The organism is Amazonocrinis nigriterrae CENA67, assembly GCF_016056305.1.
GTDB classification, from domain to species: Bacteria; Cyanobacteriota; Cyanobacteriia; order Cyanobacteriales; family Nostocaceae; genus Amazonocrinis; species Amazonocrinis nigriterrae.
In genome coordinates this window covers 1-21,287 of sequence record NZ_JAECZC010000062.1, presented here as the reverse complement: position 1 = coordinate 21,287, position 21,287 = coordinate 1, and the positions used below count along the sequence as shown (strand labels likewise).

Here is a 21,287-nt window from a genome sequence, read left to right as displayed (position 1 = left end):
GTTAGCGAAGCTCTGCTGCAAGCAGCTCGCCTACACGCAAGGCATTGGCCATAATCGTTAACGTGGGATTAACGCCAGAGTTTGATGGAAAGAAACTACTATCTACCACGTAAAGATTATCGACATCATGGGTACGACAATTGAGGTCAAGGACTGAGGTTTTGGGGTCTGTGCCAAATCGACAACTACCGCATTGATGGGCTACTGCTTGTTCTGGTATGTGAGTGCGGGGATAAATGCTAAATGGCAAGACGTGTTGAGCAGAATGCGGGATTGACTTGAGTACAGATGTCCAACGATGGATTAAGCGATCGCTTGCTTCAATATTATTAGATGTATAGTCAACATGAATCTTTTCACCTACTACACGAATCCGATTATTTGGGTCTGGTAAATCTTCTGTCTGCAACCACCAACCAACTGAACGTTCAGCAAGCAAATGGCGCTCATAATGAGGAATTAGCTTAATTAACGGAGCCATCAGTGGCGGCGCTTCGGCGGGAATCATATCAGCTAGGACATTACCTGTATTCTGCACCATACCCATCGGATAAGGAAAATCCGGCTCTCCCCAGTAAAAATCGTTAAGGGCGATGGTTTTTTGAAAGTTAGCTTGATTCACCTCTAAATGTATGGAAACTATAGCCGTTTCCAACTGTCTCATAAAATTCCGTCCCACTTGATCGGAACTGTTTGCCAATCCATTGGGATGTTTATCGTTAGCAGAACGTAACAACAAAGCAGCCGAGTTAACAGAACCACAAGCAACCACCACAATATTGCCTGTAAACCAATGCTTCTTTTCAGCGATTTCAGTTTCTACCTTCGTTACCTCTCGTCCTGACTCACTGGTATGCAACCGCAAGACTTTGGCATTAGTCAGGAGAGTGAAATTGCTATACTTTTCACGAGTAGGACGAATGGCATTCACATCAGCATCAGCTTTGGCGTGTACCAGACATGGGTATCCGTCAAAGGTATCGCAGCGAATGCAGGGACTATTTGTGCGATCGCTTTCATTGAGTTTTAATGCTAGCGGTAGATGAAATGGGTAATAACCCAGTTCGCGGATACCATCAACAACAGACTGCATATCCGGCTCATGGCTGACTGGCGGATATGGATATGGCTCGCTGCGAGGTGGTTCGGTTGGGTCTTCTCCTTCTTTACCATGCACATCATACAGCTTTTCTGCTTGGGTGTAGTACGGCTCAAAGTCTGGATATTTCAAAGGCCATTCTGGAGAAATCCCGTCTTTATGAATTACCTTTTCAAAATCTCGCTCTCGTAATCTAACCAAGGCTGCACCATAAAGTTTAGTATTGCCACCAACCCAGTAACCTGTTTGAGGTTTAAAGGCTTTGCCTTCTTTGTCATACCATTCTTCATCAGTATGATAACGATGTTTTTGATAGACTTCCTGTGGACTCCAATTAGCTTTTTCTCTCGGCAAAAAGTCGCCTCTTTCTAATACCAAAATTCTCTTACCTGTGGGTGCAAGACGGTGAGCTAGTGTACCTCCACCTGCTCCCGTACCGATAATGATGATGTCGTAATGTTCCGTGATGCTCGTCATAATTTCATACTTATTACGAGTGATTAAGTCTCACTCTGACGTTTTTCTGCAAAGTAATTTGGCAATAGTTGGAGCCAGTTTTTAAGTTTTTGAAATGACTAAATAGCTCTCAAGATAGATTCCTCTACTTAGAGTAAAACTTTAATTACAATATTGCTTCCACCCAATGGATTAGTATTTAATATGCCATAAGAGAGGTAAAAATTTCATCTTAATTTCATTTTTGATAAATATAATTTTTAAGGGATATTTAAAATAGTTAAAAATGAAATTGATTTGATATTTATAAATTTATTAATGCCAACAAAATTGATCAAAGCTGAAAAGTTTAAACTATTAGTATAACCTATATCTAAGGTTTGATGTTAATAGAAATCAAGAAAATAACAATTAACTGTATAAGAGTTACAGGTTTTGATAAAAGAATTAGTATAGTATTCTAGCGATTTGGTATTAATTGAAACTTGCTATTTTTTTATCAACCACTAAGTTAAATAATAGGAGGTTCTGATGGCCTCAGCCATTGAGATTTATGACGATCGCATGTGTGTATTAGTACCTCTAGGGGCTTTAGTCCAAAAGCTTGCCAACGGCGCAGTTCATAGCGAAGGGCCTGTTTACATCCACGAAGACGACAGTGTTATCTGGAGTGATGCTCATGGCAACCGCCTGTTACGTTGGAATTTCACTGACAACGTGACCGTCCTACGTGACCCATCTGATTATCAAAATGGTAATTACCGAGACTTGGAGGGTCGTCTGGTTGCGTGTTCATCGGGTTTGCGTGCCATCATCCGCCGCGAACACAATGGTGAATGGCAGGTTTTAGTCGATCGCTACCAAGGCAAACGCCTTAACAGTCCCAACGATTTGGTAGTTAAAAGCGACGGTACGATTTGGTTTACTGATCCGCCCTATGGTATCACCGAGCCAAATCAAGGTTACGGTGGCGAACAAGAACAACCGGGAAGTTATGTGTATCGCTTTGACCCAGCAACAGATGAGATTTATCCTGTAGTAACGGACATGGTACGGCCTAACGGACTGGCTTTCAGTCCAGACGAAAGTCTGCTTTATGTTTCAGATACAGCTGCATTTAATATTCCAGGTGGGCCTCATCATATTCGCGTCTATGAGGTCGTAGATGGTCGATGGGCAAAAAATGGGCGTGTGTTTGCAGTCATCGAACCAGGACAACCAGACGGATTGCGGGTTGATGAACAGGGCAATATTTTTACTAGTTCTGAAGACAGCGTGCAGGTATACACCCCAGATGGGACTCGCTTAGGAAAAATTTTCGTACCGGAAACATGCGCCAATCTTACTTTCGGTGGGAAGGAACGCGATCGCCTGTTGATCACAGCAGGCAAATCCTTATATGGTATCGACCTTAATACTCGTGGTGTGCAGCTATGATTTATCAATTCGTGTTAGGTGTAGCGATCGCTATATGGGTACTACCGAAGGTAATTACTTTTGGATTAGCTTCAGTTCATGATCCATTCCTCGGCCCATATCTATTAAGTTCTCTTACTCATACATATCCTGACGGACTCACAGGATTAGCACTTTTACTGCTGAGAGTTAGCGTTGGCGGTTTGTTCATGATCCACGGCTATCCCAAAGTCATGCATCTACGCCGCTGGGCTGAGTCTGTCAAAGCACCAGTCTTTCTTTGTTTTATATCTGCATGGACAATGTTGGGTGGTGGATTTTTCCTGATCCTGGGATTTCTCACACTTTTGGCAACTTTACCAATTTTGGCTTCTATGTTGTTTGCAATATTGTTGCATTTGATTGAAGGTAAGCCTTTTGTGGCCACAGACCCTTACTTAATTCCCGAAGACCAGTACAAAGGCCCTTTAGGAAAAGGCGAACCGCCAAGTTGGGAAAAAGCTTTAATGTACTGCGTGATGCTGATTGCGATCGCTGTTTTTGGCCCTGGTGCTTATTCACTGGATGCCTTAATTTTTGGATGGTAAATTATTAATTATTGCTATCAAATATTGAGAGCCTATTTAGCACAACTGGACTAAATATAGTGCATTAATAAACCACAGAGGCACAAAGACACAAAGATATTAGTAGAAATTTATGCACAGAATTAATCCGGTTGCGCTACTACAATTTAAGGTTTACTGTACTGCACCAGACGGGCAATTGAGTTATATCAAGTCCGGTTAATTAGTTATGATTTCCACAGTCATTGTACCCCACCCCTAACCCCTCCCCGTTCACGGGGAGGGGAAACAAAGCGTAGCTTTGGTCGGGTTCTTACGGTTGAATAAGTAATCAAGCGGACATGATATTAGAGATATTATTCCATAATCAATAATATTGCGTGTCCGTCAGGGTCTTTAACCAGACAACCTTGCCTATAAGGAAATGAGCTATCAGTAAACTGCACAATCTGCGATGACACAAACTCAACACCGTTCTGTTGGAGTATTTCTACCACCTGCTGAATGTGATTAACAACAAGTTCAATTTGCATGTGTGCAATATCACAACTTTTCCAATCACTCGGTATTGGGCGACCTTTCCCAGGCAAAATATAATCTAGCAGTTCAATTCCTACACCATCTTGAACTGGTCGTAGTGCTGTAATATTAACTTTGGCACCTGGCAAATTATCCAAGCGAGTTTGGGTTGCACGCCAGTTGAGGCTACGGCTATGGACTTGCATTCCTAGAAGGTCGTGGTAAAAGTGTAAACTCTGCTCGGTGTTGGAAACTGCGATCGCACTATGATCAATTCCTAAGAATAAGCGATTTCTGTCCTGATGCCACTTATCTTGTCCTTTATCAGGCGGAAACCAAATTAACTCTAAATCATGACCGTCAGGGTCTTTAAACTTGAAGGCGCGGACACCAGCAGATGCTTCATTATCAGGTGGTATTGTCTGGGGAGTCTCAGAAATAAATTCAATAGGAAATGAACTCAGGTGAGCAAAAGCACGATCCATATCACTTACCACAATTACCAGATGTTGAAACCACAAATCATTACTTTGTGAATCACTGGGGATGGGTTGAGAGTGAATGTTGAGATATTCCATCAACTCGATGATTTCATCACCTAGCCGTAAAGTGACAATACGAATTTTTCCCTGAGTCACACCTTCTAGGTTGCTGTAATCTTCTCCTGCAAAAGTGATGTCAGAAACCAGTTCAAAATTCAGGGCTTGTGTATAGAAATCTGCCGAGCGATCGCAGTTTGTTACTGTTAAGCCAATAGTTCTAATTCTTTGTACCTGTACCTCGGTTTGACTAGACATATTTAACAGCCTCTGTAATTACAATTTCAGACTGCTATATTTTTTTATTAGCATCAATTAATAACAATTTATCCTTTTAGGATTTCATACAATCATGAAACTAGAATGAAATTTTTCTAACTCTTTAGTTAGATATCTGCATTCATCCGGCAGTTAGAAGCGATCGCTACTGCAAATGTCTAAAATGATGCCAGAATCAAAATAATTGTTTTCAAAAATTAAGTATATAAAGGTGATATTTAGCACAAATTAGTTATAAGTTTGTTTGGTTAAGGAAACACTATGAGCTATTCCCCTTATCTGCTCAAAGGTCAAAAAGCACTTGTAACGGGTGCTAGTTCTGGCATTGGTGAAGCTATAGCTCGTCAGTTAGCTTTATCAGGTGCAGCTGTAGCTATTAACTATCATTCCCAAGCCGAAGAAGCTCAAAAAATTGTTGATGATATTAAGGCTGCAAACGGTGAAGCTTTTTCAATACAAGCTGATGTCAGTGACGAAGACCAAGTAAAGGCGATGTTTAGCCAGATACTTAAACACTTCGGAACCATTGATATTTTAGTGAACAACGCAGGTCTACAAAAAGATGCACCTTTTGTAGACATGAGCCTCCATCAGTGGAATACAGTAATTGGAGTAAACTTGACAGGACAATTCTTATGTGCTAGAGAAGCTGCAAAGGAATTTTTACGTCGGGGTGTACAGCCACAAATTTCATCTGCCGCAGGTAAGATTATTTGCATTAGTTCAGTGCATGAAGTCATTCCTTGGGCGGGTCATGTTAATTATGCCGCTAGTAAAGGCGGTATTCATATGATGATGCAAAGTATTGCCCAAGAACTTGCTCCCCATAAAATTCGCGTTAATAGCATTGCTCCTGGTGCAATCAAAACACCAATTAATAAATCAGCTTGGGATACTCCACAAGCAGAGGCGAAATTACTGCAACTGATTCCAGCCAAACGAGTGGGTGATGTCGAAGATGTTGCCAAAGCAGCAGTTTGGTTGGCTTCTGATGACTCTGATTATGTTAACGGAACAACACTGTTTGTAGATGGTGGCATGACTTTGTATCCAGGGTTTACAGAGAATGGTTAAAAAAGGGATTAGGACAAATTACGAGCGTGGCAACTGATTCATCTAAAAAAACTATTTTCGCGGCGATGGGTGCTAACTTAGCGATCGCTATTACTAAATTTATCGCCGCCGCCATTACTGGCAGTTCTGCCATGATATCTGAAGGTATTCATTCGGTTGTAGATACTGGCGACCAATTATTACTTTTATTGGGAATTCGGATGAGCCAAAGGCCAGCGGATGATAGGCATCCCTTTGGCTATGGTCAAGAACTTTACTTTTGGACTTTAATCGTTGCTATCCTCATTTTTGCCATTGGTGGTGGCATGTCAATTTATGAAGGAATTATTCATTTAATTAACCCCAGCCCTTTAGAAGACCCGATGTGGAATTATATTGTATTGGCTACAGCAATAATATTTGAGGGTTTTTCTTGGACTGTAGCTTTAAAAGAATTTTTACCAACCAAGGGTAAACAAAGTTTCTGGCAAGCAATCAAAAATAGTAAAGATCCTACAGTATTTACAGTATTATTTGAAGATTCAGCTGCAATTTTAGGCTTATTCGTTGCTTTTATAGGAATTTTCTTAGGACATTTATTTAATAATGTTTATTTTGATGGTATCGCCTCGATTATTATTGGTGTTATCTTAGCTATAGTAGCTGTATTACTAGCAAGAGAAAGTAAAGGCTTATTAGTTGGTGAAAGTGCTAATCCTCAAACTATAGCCAATATCCGTTATTTATGTAAAACAGAGCCAAAGGTTCAAGAAGTCATACGTGTATTAACAATGCAGCTTGCTCCCCAAGAAGTATTACTTAATTTAGAAATTCAATTTGCTAAAAATCTCACAGGTGAAGAAATAGCAACAACTGTAGAGAATTTAGAAGCCAAAATTCGCCAAAAACATCCTGAAATTAAACTAATTTTTATTGAAGCTAAATCTTTAGCAGCCACACGCAAATCTTCTCCAGATTCTCAATAAAATTTGCTTGCAAACTACTCCTTTCCCGCTCAAAGAGTACCTAAATGTTTTTCACAAACCGCAAAGTAACCAAAGTACACAAAGGAAGAGATAGGTAATCTGATAGCGGGAAGGGAGTCAATAGAAAAAAGTTACTCAGAATTGGTCAGCGTATGAACTTTCTTAGTCAACGACAGGCTTTTGGCTCACCAGGCATTGCTCCTCGATGGACTCATGCCAATAAAGATGGAGTAGGAACAGCTTACTCTACCTCTAGTCGCGTTTGGTTTACTATCTGGAATGGTGTTGTCACTGAAATCTACCATCCCACAGTAGACAAACCCCAAATTCGGGATTTGCAATACTTAATTTCTGATGGCAAAAGTTTTTTTCACGAAGAGAAACGCCATCTGAGATCAAAAGTAGAACCGATGTGGACTCATGGTTTAGGATACCGCATCACTAATTTTGATCCACAAGGGCGTTATGCCGTGATTAAAGAAGTGATTGCTGACCCGCATTTATCCTGTATTTTACAGCGCACGAAATTAACAGGAGAACGCGAGTTTATCTCTCAACTCCAGTTATACGCTTTGTGTGCGCCGCATTTGGAAGTTGGAGGTAGAGGTAATAATGGTTACGCGGTAGAAGTTGCTGGGCATGATATTCTTGTGGCAGAAAAAGGAGGAACTTGGCTAGCACTAGGCGCAACAGTTCCGTTTGTCCGTCTTTCCTGTGGCTATGTTGGTCAAAGTGATGGCTGGACAGATTTAGCTGATAATTTTCAGATGGATTGGGAGTTTGGCCGTGCTTTGAATGGCAACCTGGCTTTGACTGGAAAACTAAATCTAGATGGTAGTGATGAATTGACATTGGGACTGGCATTTGGCACTAGCTTACACAATGCAATTTCTACATTGTTTCAATCACTGAATCTTCCTTTTGAACAGCAAAAGCAGCAATACAACGAACAGTGGAAGCGATCGCGCAATGGCATCCGCCCATTAGAAAATGTTTCTTATGATGATGGCAAGTTGTATCACAACAGCGTTAGTTTGTTGTTGGCACATGAAGATAAAACTTATCCCGGTGCTTTAATCGCATCTATGGCTATTCCTTGGGGTGAAGCCAAAGACGACCAAGACCAAGGAGGATATCACCTTGTATGGACAAGGGATTTGGTTAGTAGTGTAGCAGGTTTGGTGGCTGCTGGGGAAACTGATACAGCAGTGCGATCGCTAATTTATTTGGCAACCAGCCAGCAGAAAGACGGTGGTTTCGCCCAAAATTTTTGGGTTAATGGCAAACCCTATTGGAAAGGTATTCAACTGGATGAAGTGTCATTTCCTATTCTTTTAGCATGGCTTTTACACCAGGAAAATGCTTGCTTAAATTTCGATATCTATCCCATGATTCTCAACGCAGCGGGTTATTTAATTCGCCATGGCCCAGCTACCCAACAAGAACGTTGGGAAGAAAATAGCGGTTATTCACCATCAACACTAGCATCCAATATTGCCGCCTTAATCTGTGCTGCTCAATTTGTGCGTGAACGTGGGGATGAAGCAACAGCACAATTTATCGAAGAATACGCAGATTTTTTAGAATCTCACATTGAAGCTTGGACAGTTACTACTGAAGGAACTTTAGTTCCTGGCATCAAACGGCACTATATCCGAATTACTCCTTCAGATATTCATAATCCTCAACCCAACGAAAATCCCAACCAAGGAACTCTTTTGATCACCAGTCAGCCACCTGGTAAACGAGCAGAATTTCCAGCCAAAGAAATTGTCGATGGCGGATTTCTACAATTAGTACGCTATGGAATTCGCAAACCTGATGACCCAATTATTGTTGATTCTGTGAAAGTAATTGATGCAATCTTGAAAGTAGATACACCCGTTGGGCCTTGTTGGCATCGTTACAACCACGACGGCTACGGTCAGCGAGAAGACGGAAGTCCTTATATCGGTTGGGGTAAAGGACGTGCTTGGCCTCTTTTGACAGCAGAGAGAGGACATTATGAATTAGCTGCTGGCGGCGATGTCAAAACATATATCAAGGCCATGGAAGGATTTGCTTCAGACACTTGTTTACTACCAGAACAGGTTTGGGATGAAGCAGATAAACCTCATGTCCATATGTACTTAGGAAAAGCAACAGGTTCTGCCATGCCTTTAATGTGGGCGCACGCAGAATATATCAAGCTACTAAGGTCAAATCATGATGGAAAAGTGTTTGATTTTATTCCAGAGGTGGCAAATCGCTATCTAGGCGAAAGAAAGCAGTGTAAATCATTGGAAGTTTGGAAGTTTAACCGACAAATCAGCCAAGTTAAAAAAGGTCAAACATTACGAATTCACGCTTTAGCATCTTTTCGCTTGCACTGGTCAGATGATAATTGGCAAACTATACAAGATACACCTTCAACTTCTACAAAGGTAGGAATTTATTTTGTCGATATCTCTGTTGCTGATAGCCAACAGCAGCCCATAAACTTTACCTTTTTCTGGATTGAAAGCAGCAAATGGGAACAACGGAATTACACTGTTACAGTTTCATAATTTAACGTGAGTTCGACAAGCGCTGTTTTGACCTCTCCCCCCACCCCTCTCCTACGAGGAGAGGGGAGTAAAACCGTGATTTTTTCGTTTCTCCTCCCTCGCCTTTTAGGAGAGGGAGGTCGGGAGGGAGAGGTTCATCGAACTCACGTTAATTTGAAATTCAGAAATGCTGCTCGAAAATACATTAATTAAATCATTTCACCAATTCAAAAGAGGCATTTTTATGCAGAATAATTCCTCACATCAGCCAACAATTGACTATTGGCATGTCTGGACTGACCACAACGGTATAAGTCACCAGTCTCGTTGTCAAATTGAGGACTTTATCGAAAAAGGTATAGCCCCCGATACGTCGCCGCAGTGGCTTTCTAAATTGAAGCAGTCTGGTGCGACAATCACTTTCACTGTACTACCAGTGGGATGGGTTGGAAACTGGCATGAGAACCCGAAACCCCAGTGGATCATTCCTCTGTCTGGACGCTGGTTTGTGGAGACTATGGACGGACAGCGAGTAGAAATGGGCCCTGGCGAAATTTCATTTGGAGAAGACCAAGGTACGAAAGCCGACGCACAAGGGCATAAAGGCCACTTATCTGGAACAGTAGGCGATACCCCAGCTGTTCTCATAATGGTTCAACTCGAAGAGACTCCGACTATGGAACAATCTTGTCGATTTAGTTGACATCCTCCCCACACGTCGCTTCGCTGTGTGTGGGGATTCCGTACTTTTGTGTATTTGTTTAAATCGTAATCAGTCTGTAAATCAAGCTTTTTGGTAATTTTTGCGTAAGTCCTGACAAATTCAAACCTTGAAACCTAGATACAATCTGGATTTATTAATTACGAATTACGAATTACGAATTGGTATAAGCTAGACTTGATGACCAATCAGCTAGTTTAACCCCGATATTCATGGCAAAGTCCTCTAATAGGCTTGCGTCTGAAGCTAGCCCAGTCACAAATAGAATTATTTCAAAATTAATAACTTGGGCTGCTACACCCAAAGGAATGTCAACGATTCTGCTAGGCAAGATGGCATTGAAAATGGCGATCGCATCAGCCATTTCTCTGATTATTGCTCAGTGGTTGCAATGGGAATATCCATTTTATGCGGTTATAGCAGCAATCATTGTGATGTCATCTACCCACGGTAGTACACTCAAGCTAGGTATTCAGCGGTTAATTGGGACAGCTATTGGTGCTATGGGTGGAGCAATTTTTGCGATCGCATTAGGTAGCAATTCATGGTCACTGGCCTTGTGTGTTTTCCTGACCATATTTCTTGCTTCCTACTGGAAATTCAATGAAGCGGCTAAGCTAGCAGGGTATGTTGCAGCGATCGTGATTTTAAGCCACAGCGAGTCACCCTGGCTTTATGCTTGGCATAGGTATTTAGAAACCTTTTTGGGTATTGGTGTAGCTTTGTTGGTGAACAACTTGATTTTTCCGGCTCGTGCTGGTACAGAATTGAGGCGTTACCTATCTCAAACGCTAGTTTATTTAGAGCAATTTTACAGGTTGGTTGTAGATTGTGCGTTGACAGGCAACTACGATCGCCCTAGCGTGGATGTATTGAAACTAAATATTATTAATTCACTATTGGCAGAACGAGAGTTATGGCAAGAAGTCAGACAAGGGCAAACAAACGAACCAATAGAAACGCGGGTGAATGAAGCTTGGGAGTTTCTGATTCGGAGAATTTGGGAACATATCCTGACTATGGAACATACCGTACTTGCTAGGCAGCAGGATACTTTCTGGCAGATTCTCTCACCTCAAATTACTCAACTAGCACAGGAGACTCAAAAGGCCATGCTGAGTTTGGCAACAGCGGTTAAGTCTCGCCAATCTCATTTATCTTTGCCAGAGATGGAAATTGCGATCGCAAATGCCACAGAACAATTGAATCAGCTGCAACAAATTCAGCAAGTAGATTATTCAATTGATGAATTACTGCGGTTTTTCACCTTCTTTTACACTATGGAAGAAGTAAGCAGAAAATTGCAAAGAATGGCAGCAATGTTAACTTATAAGTAGCCTCTCAAGAAACACTTTTTTCCCCTACTCCCCACTCCCTACTCCCTGTGTTTCTTGAGAGTATCTGTGTTTGCTCGTAGACACTGACTTGATGTCCATCCCGTTCAAGCGCCCAGGCTACTGACATACCCATGATACCAGCACCCACAACCGTAACCTTCATGAACACACCCTGAGAAACTTTTTACATTCTATTTTGCCAATGGTTTGGTGAGTCTGCCGTAACTTTGATGATGTTGGTTTTGGTAATCAATGGTTCCTCAACAATTGCTTTTTACGTGGAAGACAAGCAACCCAATGTTGGCAGCCACCGCAAAGTCTGATTCACTAGAAGAGGGGTTTTCTTCTAGTAGTTCACCACGCAAATTTTGACTCTTGGAGACCGGGGAAAGGGAAAAGGGGAAAGGGAAAGAAATTAAAAACATGCGCCCCTTTTCCCCTTACCCAATCCCTGTGCCTGTCAAAATCTTTTTGGCAGGCTTCTAGTGCGATCGCAATTACTTTGTGCTAATTTAGCCACCAAACAACAGCTTAATGAAACTTGAATCTCTTCTGAAACTCAATCGTACTATTCGCGTTATTGGCTTCGATGATGCCCCTTTTATTCGGGGTGCTGGTGGCAATGTATCTATAGCTGGGGTGGTGTGTGCAGGAACCAGATTTGAAGGTATGGTGTGGGGTCAAGTACAACAAGATGGTTTTGATGCGACAGAAGTCATCTGCAAGTTGTTGATTGGAAGGAAGTTTTTGCCACAACTACATATCTTACTATTAGATGGAATTGGATTTGGCGGATTTAACCTCGTAAATCTTCCACAATTAGCTGACCGCTTGCAATTACCCTGCGTTACCGTGATGCGCCGCCAACCTGATTTAGTTGCTGTTGAGGAAGCGATGAGTCGTCTGCCAAACTTCCAAAAGCGACAGCAACTTTTACACCAAGCTGGCCAGATTTATGATTATTCGCCCTTTTTCTTCCAAGTTAGTGGTTCTGAACCTGCTGTAGTAGCTAGAGTGCTTCAACGTTTAACTGACTGTGGCAAAGTGCCAGAAGCTTTACGTTTGGCACATTTAATTACATCTGCTGTTATGAGTGGAGAAAGCTCAAGCTCAGCTTAAGGCAAAAGATGCGCTTGAGGGCGATCGCGCACTATCATAGCAAAGTGCTGAGTGCTGAGGAGCCAGCCGCGTGGGCGGGTTTCCCGACTTGAGCGGACTGGCGTTGCTGAGGAGCCACTGCGGCAATCATTAGGGTTCATTTACCCAAAAGGTGATGCTGCCTCATTAATATTCCGTACGAGTCTAAAGCCTCAATCTTGGAAGATAGCGAGGTGAGTTGAAGAAGGCAGCTATGCTGAGGGCAGAGGGCTTTTATGTTTTGTTCAGAAGGGGATTGCGACCCCTCCTGAACAAGAGCCACCTTTGTTGAAATTTGGTGGGGGTCTTAAACCCTTACTCACAATGAGAGTGCAGAGGCTCCGAATCAGATCCCTTCTGCCAACTGAGCCTCCTGCCCTCTGCCTTTCCCGATAAATCACTTTTATCCTGAATTGCATACATGGCAGCATATCTACCATTGAGTCGCATAAGTTCTGTATGAGTACCCTGTTCAATAATTTGACCATTTTCTATGTAGAGAATCAGGTCTGCTGATTGGGTTGTTTTCAAATTGTGTGAGATCAAAAAAGTCGTGCGTTTGTAGGTAAGCCTTTGTAATGCTTCGCTGACAGCGCGTTCATTTTCGTTGTCCAAACCTGTAGTCGGCTCATCGAGAATGACAATAGGAGCGTGACGGATAGCAGCACGAGCGATCGCAATTCTTTGGCGTTGTCCTCCAGAAAGATTAGCGCCGCGTTCGCCTAAAATCGTTGCATAGCCTTGGGGCAGTGCCATAATAAAATCGTGAGCGTTTGCCAGTCGGGCAGCCCATTCGATTTCTTTAAATCTGGCACCTAGACGACCATAGCTGATGTTATCTTGAACAGTACCACTAAATAAAATACTGTCTTGTAAAACTATACTAATTTGCCGACGCAGAGATTGTAATTTGTATTCCCGTAAATCGTGACCATCAATTAAAATCCTTCCGGTAATTGGATCGTACAATCTTAGTAACAAACTAACTAATGTAGATTTACCACCACCAGATGGGCCGACTAAAGCCACTTGCTGGCCTGGTTGGACTTCAAAGCTAATATTTTTTAAGATAAGTTGTTCTGGATTGTAAGCAAAGCTAACATTCTCAAAGCGAATAGCTCCCAAAAAGGGAGGTGCTTCTAATGCTCCCTTGGAATCTTGAATGTCTGGCACTGTATTCAAGATATCTAAGACACGCTCACCAGATGCGGTGGCTTTCGCAATTTGACCAGTGTATTTGGCAAGCTGACGCATTGGTTTAAAGGCAATTCGTAGATAGTTGACAAATACTAATAAATCTCCTGGTGTAACGATTTTAGCCAGTACCAGATATACGCCCCTCCATAACACCAAAGCAGTTGCGACTCCTACTAGCAATTCCACCATTCGTTCCAAAGCCGCAGAGAGTTGTTGTGCTTTGTTACTAGCTCGTAGGCTTTTGCGATTGTAGTGAAAAAATACGCGCTCCAACATTTCATGCAGAGAAAGAGCTTTAACCACCTTAATTGCACTGATAGATTCGGCGGCGGTGGCTGCCATTGCTCCCTCGCCTTGACGTTGCATTTTAACAACGCGACGAATTTTATGTGTCAGCCGCACTGTTGAAAATAGGAACCAGGGAAAGATAGCGATCGCAATCAACGCTAGTTCCCAATTCATCCAAAACATCACCAAAATCATGCCTACCAAAGTTAGAGAATTTGCCAGTAAGGGCAACACAGCCATTACCGACACTTCTCGCAGGCGTTCAATATCAGAGGTGACACGGGTAATTAGATCGCCCGTCTTGGCTTGGTTGTGGAAGGCTAATGATAAACGTTGGAGATGGCTGTATAAATCAGTACGAATCTCTGTGAGCATATTAGTAGCTGCTAATGCCATGCCAACAATACTAAAGTAGGCAGCCGCAGCCCCTAACAGGGCGATCGCAACAATACTAGCAACTAAACTGGTCAACAACACAGATGGACTCAGTTGTGAAAGTGCCGCCGCAATAGGTAGATGATGTGATTTATGGCTGGCATTGGGCAGTAAGATGTAATCGAAAATGAATTTGAGAGGCCAAGGTTCTAGTAGATGCAGAACAATTTCTGCGAGCAAAGACCCAAAGGATAAAATTAACAGCCATTTTTGCTTGCGAAGTTGAGGAGCAAAATGTTTCAAGATGCGCCCCAGCCCTGGTAAGGCTGCTCGAATACTTTTGGAATCTGAACGTCTCATGGACTTTGCTCTAGGTTGATTCTGGTTACTTTTTGCTTTGTTGCGCTAATTCCCGTTCAGAGACGAGTGGCAATCTCGTAAAATCTTTGATTTGCGGTGATATTTTACCTTGAGCATGAGCTTTTGCATAACGACTTGTCAACAGACGATTGAAACGGCGTTCCATAGCGATCGCTTGTTGTTCCAACCAAGGCGAATCTCCAAAGGGAAGACGACGCAATAGAGGTTTAAGAAAGGCATGATGTCTGCGATGACCAAGACGTTTATACCGCTTCTTAAAATACTTATCTTGTTTTGTCAGATTCCACTTTTGCGAAAAGTGTTCTAGACTTGCCAATTCCCACTCATCACTCCAACGTAATAAGAAAAAGGAAATATCTGCCCAATTGAAGGGCAATTCTGGCACATAAGTAACAACAGATTTAGGTTCGCAATAAACTGTCCCACCTGCATTAGTTACGCTCATGCAAAAGTCAATGTGTTCGCGGGTATTAAGCAAACCTTCATCTAATAAACCAATTTGGTCAAAGATGCTAGTGCGAACTAACATACAATGAAACTCAGCAAATTCACACTGCTGGCGATGTAACTGTTCGTGTACATCTGCAACGGGACGATTAACAAAATAATGTTTTTCGTGAACTTTGCGCTTGATGCCTGTCTTGGTTTCTTCTGACAAAATCCTAGCTTCTCCGCCTGCTAGGTGAATTATTTCATGAATTGGTTTACCAATACAAGTTAAAGGACAAACAATGGTTGCTCTTGTTTGTTGGGCGCATTCTAGTAAATGATCCAACCAGTTGGGGCTGACAATCACATCGTTATCAATAAATACTAGATACTCTGTTTGTACATGAGGAATAGCTAAATTTCTAGCTTGATTGGGAGATAAATATTGCTCCGTGCGAATTATTTTAAATCCTTTTTCCTGTGCTTTAGTTTCTAAATACTTTTGCACTTGAGGGGGAGAAGCACCATCAACGTAAATTAATGAAAATGGCAAATCTGTGTATTGATAAATGCTTTCTAGACTTTGGCTACTCAAGCTAAACTGTTCACGAGGTGATACAACAATAGTAATTTTTGGTTGCTTCATAATCTAAAGCCTTTTAATGAATTTCAGACAGGTTTCAAGTTAAAGTTTTAAATTTAAGTAGTAATCAATTGAAAAAGTTTAGCTTAAACAAAGCTTATGCCTGTTAGGTGTGATAAGGAAGTTACAGGTAAAACTTGCTGATAAACATTGCGCCAGTTTTCGCTTTCAATTACAGGTGTTAATTCTTGTAATACTTTCTGTTTTGCACCTTTACCTAACTGTTGCCTTAGTTGTGGGTTGGTTGCTAGTTTTCTGAGGGCATCTGCCAAATCCTCACTATTGCCTGGTTCCACTAATAAACCTGCTGTACCGTCTGCGAGAATTTCAGCGATCGCATCTACTTTTGTACCGACAATAGCACAACCTGCTAACATAGCTTCGAGTAGGGCATTAGGACAACCATCATGTAGTGAAGGAATGGCAAAAATATCTAGGTGCGGTAGATATGCTAAGACTTCTTCTCGGCTGAGAATCCCCGTAATATGTAAGCGATCGCCCAATCCACAATTGCTAATTTCTTGTTCCCAATATGTTCGTTCCCGTTCAATAAAATCACCGATTAGTAATAGCGTTAGGTTGATTTCTTGACTGATTTCTGCACAAGCATCTAAGAGATATTCAATTCCTTTCTTATCTCGAAATCTACTTGTAGAGCCAATAACAATTCCTGATAATTCTTGAATTTTTGGTGGGGTTGTAAATTTTGCAAAATCAATGGGATTGATAGAGTTCCAAAAAGCCGATGATTTGAGTTGAATACTAGGAGCGATCGCGATCGCTCTTTGTTGTAAATCTTGGCTAACAAATGTTACCCATGTTGAGTTCTCTAAAATCCAAACTGCTTGTCCGTGAGTTTTAGGATTGAAAATATGTTTATGTAAATCGCTACCGCGAATGCTGTTAATTACACGAAGATTATTTTCTTTAGCTAATAAAGTTGTGACATACCCTGTTTCATTCATAAAGAAGGCATGAAACAAGCTAAATTTATGCTCCTGATGTAACTTTTTCAAATAAAAATACACATCAGTGAAAAAGTCTTGAATTTCTGGTACAGCCTCTCTTACTGCTGATTTAATTCGATGAACAAAAACGCCATCTTGGTAAGTTGTTTTACAACTAGCTCGTCTGCGACTGCCATCTGATACGAGCCGTTGCTTTGAGCGAAAAACAACTACATGAACTTCATAACCACTTTCAAGTAATATCTGAGCAATACGATACACAGATTCTCCCACGCCACCGATATCTGGGGGATATTCTAACGTTGTCATGCAAATTTTTGGTTTAGTCATAGTCTTTTTGCTAATTATTTATCGTTTTGCTTAAGCTACTTTTTGCTGCATAACTAACTTATTCAGTAATACAGCCGTTTTTTCAACACCGTTAAAGTCAAACTTTATAGTATTTGGTTGTTTTTGAAGACAACGCTTGAGCTTTTCTAAAAAAGTATCTGGTTCTAACTCTTTCGGACGAATCATATCAACAACACCAAGTTTTTCTAACTTTGTAGCTCTTAGTTTCTGCTCTCGATCGTCATTCCCTGTGAAGGGCAGAATCATAGCTCTTACCCCACTGGTAAGTATATTCATTGTTGTGTTATAGCCTGACATACTAATAGAAATGTCTGCCTGACACATATATTGCAGTAAGTTAGGGGTGTAACGTTTGATATTGAGATTGCAAATATCTTTTGCCATTGTCTGAAGTTGGTTAAACTTGGAATCTGGCATGAAGGGGCCAGTAAACATCTGGATGGTATGAGGCAATGTTTTCTCGATACTGGGAGCCGCTTTAATGACACATTCCAGTAGTTCATGCCCAAATCTGCCGCCACCAATGCTGACAAGAATTAATGGCTGATGGGCAATTACAATTTCTTTTGGTTGTGGCTGTACTACATAGCCTGTGTAGTGTATTTCACACTCAATATCTGCAACTCTAGAGAACGTTTCTTCTAAAGATATAAATTTAGGGTCGCCATGAATTAATAACAGGTCAAAATATTGATTAATTAAGTTACAAACTTTTTCTTCATGCCGTGCTTGATTTTTGCTGTTAACAATGATGTCTCGCAGGCTACAGACAATTTTAGTTGTCGGGTATTGGTGGCGAACTCGTTCTAAAAGAGGTATTAATTCAAAAGAAAATCTCCGTCTACCAAAGGGAAATAGTTCAATCATTAACACATCTGGCTGAAATTCATCTAAAATTTGTAGCAATTTTCGTTGACGAATTTCTTTCACTTCTTCAAGACTATAGGAATTATCTACCACCTGGAGGTTTTTAAATTCACTATCAGTTTTAATCGCAGGTAAATTAACTACATCCACACTCGATGGAATGTTAAAACCTTGTACTACTTCTCCACCATTGATAAAACAAACGTGGAAATCTTTCACTAGTCCCCGCACAATTTCCATGCTGCGAACTAGATGCCCCATGCCGAGAATATGCTGGCAGTAGAACATAAGACGTTTCATGATTGGTGTGCCTCTGTAAATTGCATTGACTAAACTTGTTTAAGAATAGCTAAATCCCGTAATTTGTTTGATGATTGATGGCTTTGGCGAGATGGAACTACGCCCTTTTTGTTTGTTATTAGGGTCTTGATATATTGGCTAATATTGGGCAAGCCATTGAGATCGATTGCTGGATGAGAAATCTGACTTTGTGGAGTATCGAGTTGTTCTAGAAGCGATCGCAACAAGCTTTCTGGAGTTAAATTGTCGGGATGAATAGCTTTCAAGACTCCTCTTTTGGCCAGTTGTTCGGCTCGAATCCATTGTTCTTGAGATGGTTTATGTCTAGGTACTACGACTGCTGGTTTCCCGACTGATAGAATTTCACAGGTTGTATTGTAGCCACCCATTGTCACTAGAGCATCTGCGGCGGCTATGTAGCTCATCAGATCGTCTGTAAACTCTCCTATCTGTACGCTTGGATATAAAGCTGCCTTATGTTGCAGTGCAGCTTGCTCTATTAAAGGCATTTCGGGGCCGCAAATAATCAAAGAGCGTAGTTGATAAGTAGCTGGTAACAATGCCAAACTTGACAGATAAGTGTCGATTAATCTGTAGCCGTCTTCACCACCTCCTGGTGACACTAAAATTAGTTTTTCTTCTGGACTCAGTTGCAACTCATTCAGAACCAGGTTAGGCTTTTTACGCCCTAGTTCTTTACGGATATAGCCGCAAAATTGCACTTTATTAGCAACCTTTGGGGGCATTTGATATTCGTGGCAAATATTAAATATTTCTGGAGTACCCAGGACAAGCACACGCTCATAAAATTTATCAATCGCTTCGTAATAACCGTGCTTCCTCCATTCTTTTACCGTTATATCTGGATGATCTAGAATATCCCGTAGCAGCAAAATTATGGGAGTTTCTGGTAATTTAGCTTTGAGATATTCAATAGTTGCTTTTAATTCATCACGAATGCCGTAGGGTTTTTTATCTACTAAAAATATATCTGGTTTAAAATTAGCGATCGCAGATAGAATTAGTTCGGAACGCAGTTTCACTGTCTCATCAACTGCGATGCCAAGATATTTAGCTGAAAACTTCCCAGAAATTCCTCGATTCAAGCAAGGTAACTTAATATAATCAAGTCTTTTTGGTAGACGAAAGCTGTGCAACATCGGAGAACCGGAAACGACTAAAATAGACAGTTCTCCAATTGAATCTAATAAATGAGTGCAGATTGCCAACATCCTTAAAATGTTACCAAGACCGAACCCATCATGAGAATATATCATTAATCTCATGGCTCAATATTCCTAGGAAATAATTTATCTTACTCTCTAGAGGTAAGTTTTTCTACATGGTTGTAATTAAGATAGATAATATAATTAAAAGCGTGTCTCGCTAAGTTTATATATTTACTGTTTATCATAAAAATACGCATGTAAAATTAATTTTTTGAAAATACTTGATTAAATAATCTAGTTTGCTCTTTAATAGTTAATTTTATTTTTTAATGAAAATACGCAAAAATTTTTAACTAAAAAATTAAGATTTATATATATTAGCTGAAAACTCTTTCTACCTCTCTGAAATATTAATTCAACAGCAACTAAACCCCTAGCATGAAGTCTAAACTTGCATATTACTACTAGTAATTTACGTGGAGACTATGAGCTTGGACGTGGTTCTTAAGGCATTAAAGTATGTAAACTTTATCACCACAGGACAGAATATATCAAAAAAAATTGTCAGATAAACTTACCTATTGGCTGATTTTTTTTTAATAAAAATAACCTTGTAGAAGGAAGATAACTATACATTTTTAATACTACGTAAGTAGACTGCTTTCCGTACTAAAAGTGACGTGAGTTCGATGAACCTCTCCCCAACCCCTCTTTACGTCCAAGAGGGGCTTTAGCAAGTATGCTAAAGAACGAAAAATCAAGCTTTTAAAGCCTCTGACGCCACTTGCTACAACAGGGAGGCAGCTGTGTGGTGATACCATTTCACGAAAAATCTGATACAAATTTTTTCACCCCTGTGCCCCTAATCCCCAACGCCACTTGCGCGGCTGCCGGGGAACCCGTCCAACGCAGTGGCTCCTCCCTTTCGGTCGTGGGGGCCCCGAGTTCCCCTGCTCCCTTGCTCCCTATTTGTATCAAAATTAAAGTGAAACGGTATGAGGCAGTGGCTCCTCCTTTCAGAGGCTACCGTGTACACACAAATGATCTAATCACCCCAAATCTCGTTTTGTAGTGGCGTGGCAAGGCTAAAATGATGCAATAGATTTTTAAGAAAAGTGATAAAAATCAATGTTTTTCAGTTTTTCCTAATGCACTATTTTAAGCTTGCCACGCCAGTAGTAGCGCGACCGGGCTAAAATAGTGCATTAGATGTAGCAGAAACAGACAAAGAAAATGGGACGTGGACGAACAAACAAGATTCGCTTAAGTGCAGAACAAAGACAACACTTGGAAGCGCTCAGCCGTAATGGTCATGCACCAGTGAAAAAAATTCTGCACGCACGTGTACTGATCATGTCGGATGAGGGTGAATATGGGCAGCAACGCTGGAATGACCAGCAGATAGGGGCAGCACTAGGATTACATCGTAATAGCGTTGCCCGCATCCGCTCATCATTTTTAGAGCAAGGAGAACAAGCAGCCCTCAACCGCAAGCCGCGTCAGACACCACCCGTGCCACAGAAATTAGATGGAGAAAAACAGGCGCATCTGATAGCTATATGCTGTTCACCACCGCCGGATGGTAGGACTCGTTGGACGATGAAGTTATTAGTAGACGAACTCAAAGCGCGAAGTATCGTCACGCAAATAGGTCGTGAGACTGTGCGATGTACACTCAAAAAAACG

The 21,287-nt window shown here is 41.2% G+C and carries 18 protein-coding genes; 9 read left to right on the top strand and 9 right to left on the bottom strand.

What is annotated here, in order from left to right; all coding sequences use genetic code 11:
- Nucleotide 1 precedes the first annotated feature (1 nt).
- A complete protein-coding gene (locus I8748_RS25045) occupies nt 2–1,576 on the bottom strand; it encodes a GMC oxidoreductase (RefSeq protein WP_198127236.1) in 1,575 nt (524 codons plus the stop codon).
- A 510-nt stretch (nt 1,577–2,086) separates the two neighbouring features.
- Here I8748_RS25045 and I8748_RS25040 point away from each other — a divergent pair.
- Both I8748_RS25040 and I8748_RS25035 read left to right on the top strand, forming a co-directional pair.
- Nucleotides 2,087–2,992 carry an SMP-30/gluconolactonase/LRE family protein gene (locus I8748_RS25040; RefSeq protein ID WP_198127235.1) on the top strand — a complete coding sequence of 302 codons (906 nt, stop codon included), beginning with the start codon at nt 2,087–2,089 and terminating at the stop codon, nt 2,990–2,992.
- Complete coding sequence (locus I8748_RS25035; protein WP_198127234.1) at nt 2,989–3,558, top strand: DoxX family protein; 570 nt, start codon at nt 2,989–2,991, stop codon at nt 3,556–3,558. Before I8748_RS25040 ends, I8748_RS25035 begins: the two co-directional genes overlap by 4 nt.
- Before the next feature lie 335 nt (nt 3,559–3,893).
- Here the strand turns inward: I8748_RS25035 and I8748_RS25030 are convergent, their stop codons facing one another.
- The gene (locus I8748_RS25030; protein ID WP_198127233.1) at nt 3,894–4,853 is read right to left on the bottom strand and encodes a VOC family protein; all 960 of its coding nucleotides are present in this window, start codon (nt 4,851–4,853) and stop codon (nt 3,894–3,896) included.
- Between the two features lie 282 nt (nt 4,854–5,135).
- Between I8748_RS25030 and I8748_RS25025 the strand changes: the two genes are divergently transcribed.
- The 5 genes from I8748_RS25025 (at nt 5,136) to I8748_RS25005 (ending at nt 11,496) form a co-directional block, all read left to right on the top strand.
- Nucleotides 5,136–5,948, top strand: coding sequence for an SDR family oxidoreductase (locus I8748_RS25025; protein WP_198127232.1), 813 nt, complete (start codon nt 5,136–5,138; stop codon nt 5,946–5,948).
- A gap of 26 nt (nt 5,949–5,974) precedes the next feature.
- Nucleotides 5,975–6,913 (top strand): cation diffusion facilitator family transporter, encoded by a 939-nt coding sequence (locus I8748_RS25020; RefSeq protein WP_198127231.1) that lies wholly within the window; start codon nt 5,975–5,977, stop codon nt 6,911–6,913.
- A gap of 152 nt (nt 6,914–7,065) precedes the next feature.
- Nucleotides 7,066–9,459, top strand: a complete 2,394-nt coding sequence (locus tag I8748_RS25015) for a glycoside hydrolase family 15 protein (RefSeq protein WP_198127230.1) — start codon at nt 7,066–7,068, stop codon at nt 9,457–9,459.
- Nucleotides 9,460–9,682: 223 nt separating this feature from the next.
- Entirely contained in the window at nt 9,683–10,141 is a 459-nt protein-coding gene (locus I8748_RS25010; RefSeq protein WP_198127229.1) for a cupin domain-containing protein, read from the top strand.
- A gap of 230 nt (nt 10,142–10,371) precedes the next feature.
- On the top strand, nt 10,372–11,496 hold the full coding sequence (locus I8748_RS25005; RefSeq protein WP_198127228.1) for an FUSC family protein: 1,125 nt from the start codon (nt 10,372–10,374) through the stop codon (nt 11,494–11,496).
- A 4-nt stretch (nt 11,497–11,500) separates the two neighbouring features.
- On the opposite strand, the gene I8748_RS35335 is transcribed toward I8748_RS25005, so the two are convergent.
- Complete coding sequence (locus I8748_RS35335; protein ID WP_225896542.1) at nt 11,501–11,659, bottom strand: FAD-dependent oxidoreductase; 159 nt, start codon at nt 11,657–11,659, stop codon at nt 11,501–11,503.
- Nucleotides 11,660–12,030: 371 nt separating this feature from the next.
- Here I8748_RS35335 and I8748_RS24995 point away from each other — a divergent pair, with 371 nt between their 5' ends.
- Nucleotides 12,031–12,615: an endonuclease dU gene (locus tag I8748_RS24995; RefSeq protein WP_198127227.1), complete on the top strand. Its 585-nt coding sequence runs from the start codon at nt 12,031–12,033 to the stop codon at nt 12,613–12,615.
- Here I8748_RS24995 and I8748_RS24990 read toward each other — a convergent pair.
- The 6 genes from I8748_RS24990 to I8748_RS24965 all read right to left on the bottom strand — a co-directional run bounded on the left by I8748_RS24990 (nt 12,612) and on the right by I8748_RS24965 (nt 19,718).
- The gene (locus I8748_RS24990; RefSeq protein WP_198127226.1) at nt 12,612–12,755 is read right to left on the bottom strand and encodes a hypothetical protein; all 144 of its coding nucleotides are present in this window, start codon (nt 12,753–12,755) and stop codon (nt 12,612–12,614) included. The genes I8748_RS24995 and I8748_RS24990 overlap by 4 nt on opposite strands.
- 193 nt (nt 12,756–12,948) lie before the next feature.
- Nucleotides 12,949–14,853: an ABC transporter ATP-binding protein gene (locus I8748_RS24985; RefSeq protein ID WP_198127225.1), complete on the bottom strand. Its 1,905-nt coding sequence runs from the start codon at nt 14,851–14,853 to the stop codon at nt 12,949–12,951.
- 25 nt (nt 14,854–14,878) lie between these two features.
- The gene (locus I8748_RS24980; RefSeq protein ID WP_198127224.1) at nt 14,879–15,949 is read right to left on the bottom strand and encodes a glycosyltransferase family 2 protein; all 1,071 of its coding nucleotides are present in this window, start codon (nt 15,947–15,949) and stop codon (nt 14,879–14,881) included.
- 83 nt (nt 15,950–16,032) lie between these two features.
- Nucleotides 16,033–17,244 (bottom strand): glycosyltransferase, encoded by a 1,212-nt coding sequence (locus tag I8748_RS24975; RefSeq protein WP_198127223.1) that lies wholly within the window; start codon nt 17,242–17,244, stop codon nt 16,033–16,035.
- 30 nt (nt 17,245–17,274) lie between these two features.
- Entirely contained in the window at nt 17,275–18,432 is a 1,158-nt protein-coding gene (locus I8748_RS24970) for a glycosyltransferase family protein (protein WP_198127222.1), read from the bottom strand.
- A 29-nt stretch (nt 18,433–18,461) separates the two neighbouring features.
- On the bottom strand, nt 18,462–19,718 hold the full coding sequence (locus I8748_RS24965) for a glycosyltransferase family protein (protein ID WP_198127221.1): 1,257 nt from the start codon (nt 19,716–19,718) through the stop codon (nt 18,462–18,464).
- Nucleotides 19,719–20,834: 1,116 nt separating this feature from the next.
- Between I8748_RS24965 and I8748_RS24960 the strand changes: the two genes are divergently transcribed.
- The coding region (locus I8748_RS24960) for a helix-turn-helix domain-containing protein (RefSeq protein WP_198127220.1) at nt 20,835–21,287 on the top strand (453 nt) is incomplete at its 3' end.

Excerpts from the sequence above, each read along its gene's own strand:
- I8748_RS25045 (WP_198127236.1), bottom strand. The coding sequence starts at position 1,576 with ATGACGAGCATCACGGAACATTACGACATCATCATTATCGGTACGGGA.
- I8748_RS25040 (WP_198127235.1), top strand. The coding sequence starts at position 2,087 with ATGGCCTCAGCCATTGAGATTTATGACGATCGCATGTGTGTATTAGTA.
- I8748_RS25035 (WP_198127234.1), top strand. The coding sequence starts at position 2,989 with ATGATTTATCAATTCGTGTTAGGTGTAGCGATCGCTATATGGGTACTA.
- I8748_RS25030 (WP_198127233.1), bottom strand. The coding sequence starts at position 4,853 with ATGTCTAGTCAAACCGAGGTACAGGTACAAAGAATTAGAACTATTGGC.
- I8748_RS25025 (WP_198127232.1), top strand. The coding sequence starts at position 5,136 with ATGAGCTATTCCCCTTATCTGCTCAAAGGTCAAAAAGCACTTGTAACG.
- I8748_RS25015 (WP_198127230.1), top strand. The coding sequence starts at position 7,066 with ATGAACTTTCTTAGTCAACGACAGGCTTTTGGCTCACCAGGCATTGCT.
- I8748_RS25010 (WP_198127229.1), top strand. The coding sequence starts at position 9,683 with ATGCAGAATAATTCCTCACATCAGCCAACAATTGACTATTGGCATGTC.
- I8748_RS25005 (WP_198127228.1), top strand. The coding sequence starts at position 10,372 with ATGGCAAAGTCCTCTAATAGGCTTGCGTCTGAAGCTAGCCCAGTCACA.
- I8748_RS35335 (WP_225896542.1), bottom strand. The coding sequence starts at position 11,659 with ATGAAGGTTACGGTTGTGGGTGCTGGTATCATGGGTATGTCAGTAGCC.
- I8748_RS24995 (WP_198127227.1), top strand. The coding sequence starts at position 12,031 with ATGAAACTTGAATCTCTTCTGAAACTCAATCGTACTATTCGCGTTATT.
- I8748_RS24990 (WP_198127226.1), bottom strand. The coding sequence starts at position 12,755 with ATGAACCCTAATGATTGCCGCAGTGGCTCCTCAGCAACGCCAGTCCGC.
- I8748_RS24985 (WP_198127225.1), bottom strand. The coding sequence starts at position 14,853 with ATGAGACGTTCAGATTCCAAAAGTATTCGAGCAGCCTTACCAGGGCTG.
- I8748_RS24980 (WP_198127224.1), bottom strand. The coding sequence starts at position 15,949 with ATGAAGCAACCAAAAATTACTATTGTTGTATCACCTCGTGAACAGTTT.
- I8748_RS24975 (WP_198127223.1), bottom strand. The coding sequence starts at position 17,244 with ATGACTAAACCAAAAATTTGCATGACAACGTTAGAATATCCCCCAGAT.
- I8748_RS24970 (WP_198127222.1), bottom strand. The coding sequence starts at position 18,432 with ATGAAACGTCTTATGTTCTACTGCCAGCATATTCTCGGCATGGGGCAT.
- I8748_RS24965 (WP_198127221.1), bottom strand. The coding sequence starts at position 19,718 with ATGAGATTAATGATATATTCTCATGATGGGTTCGGTCTTGGTAACATT.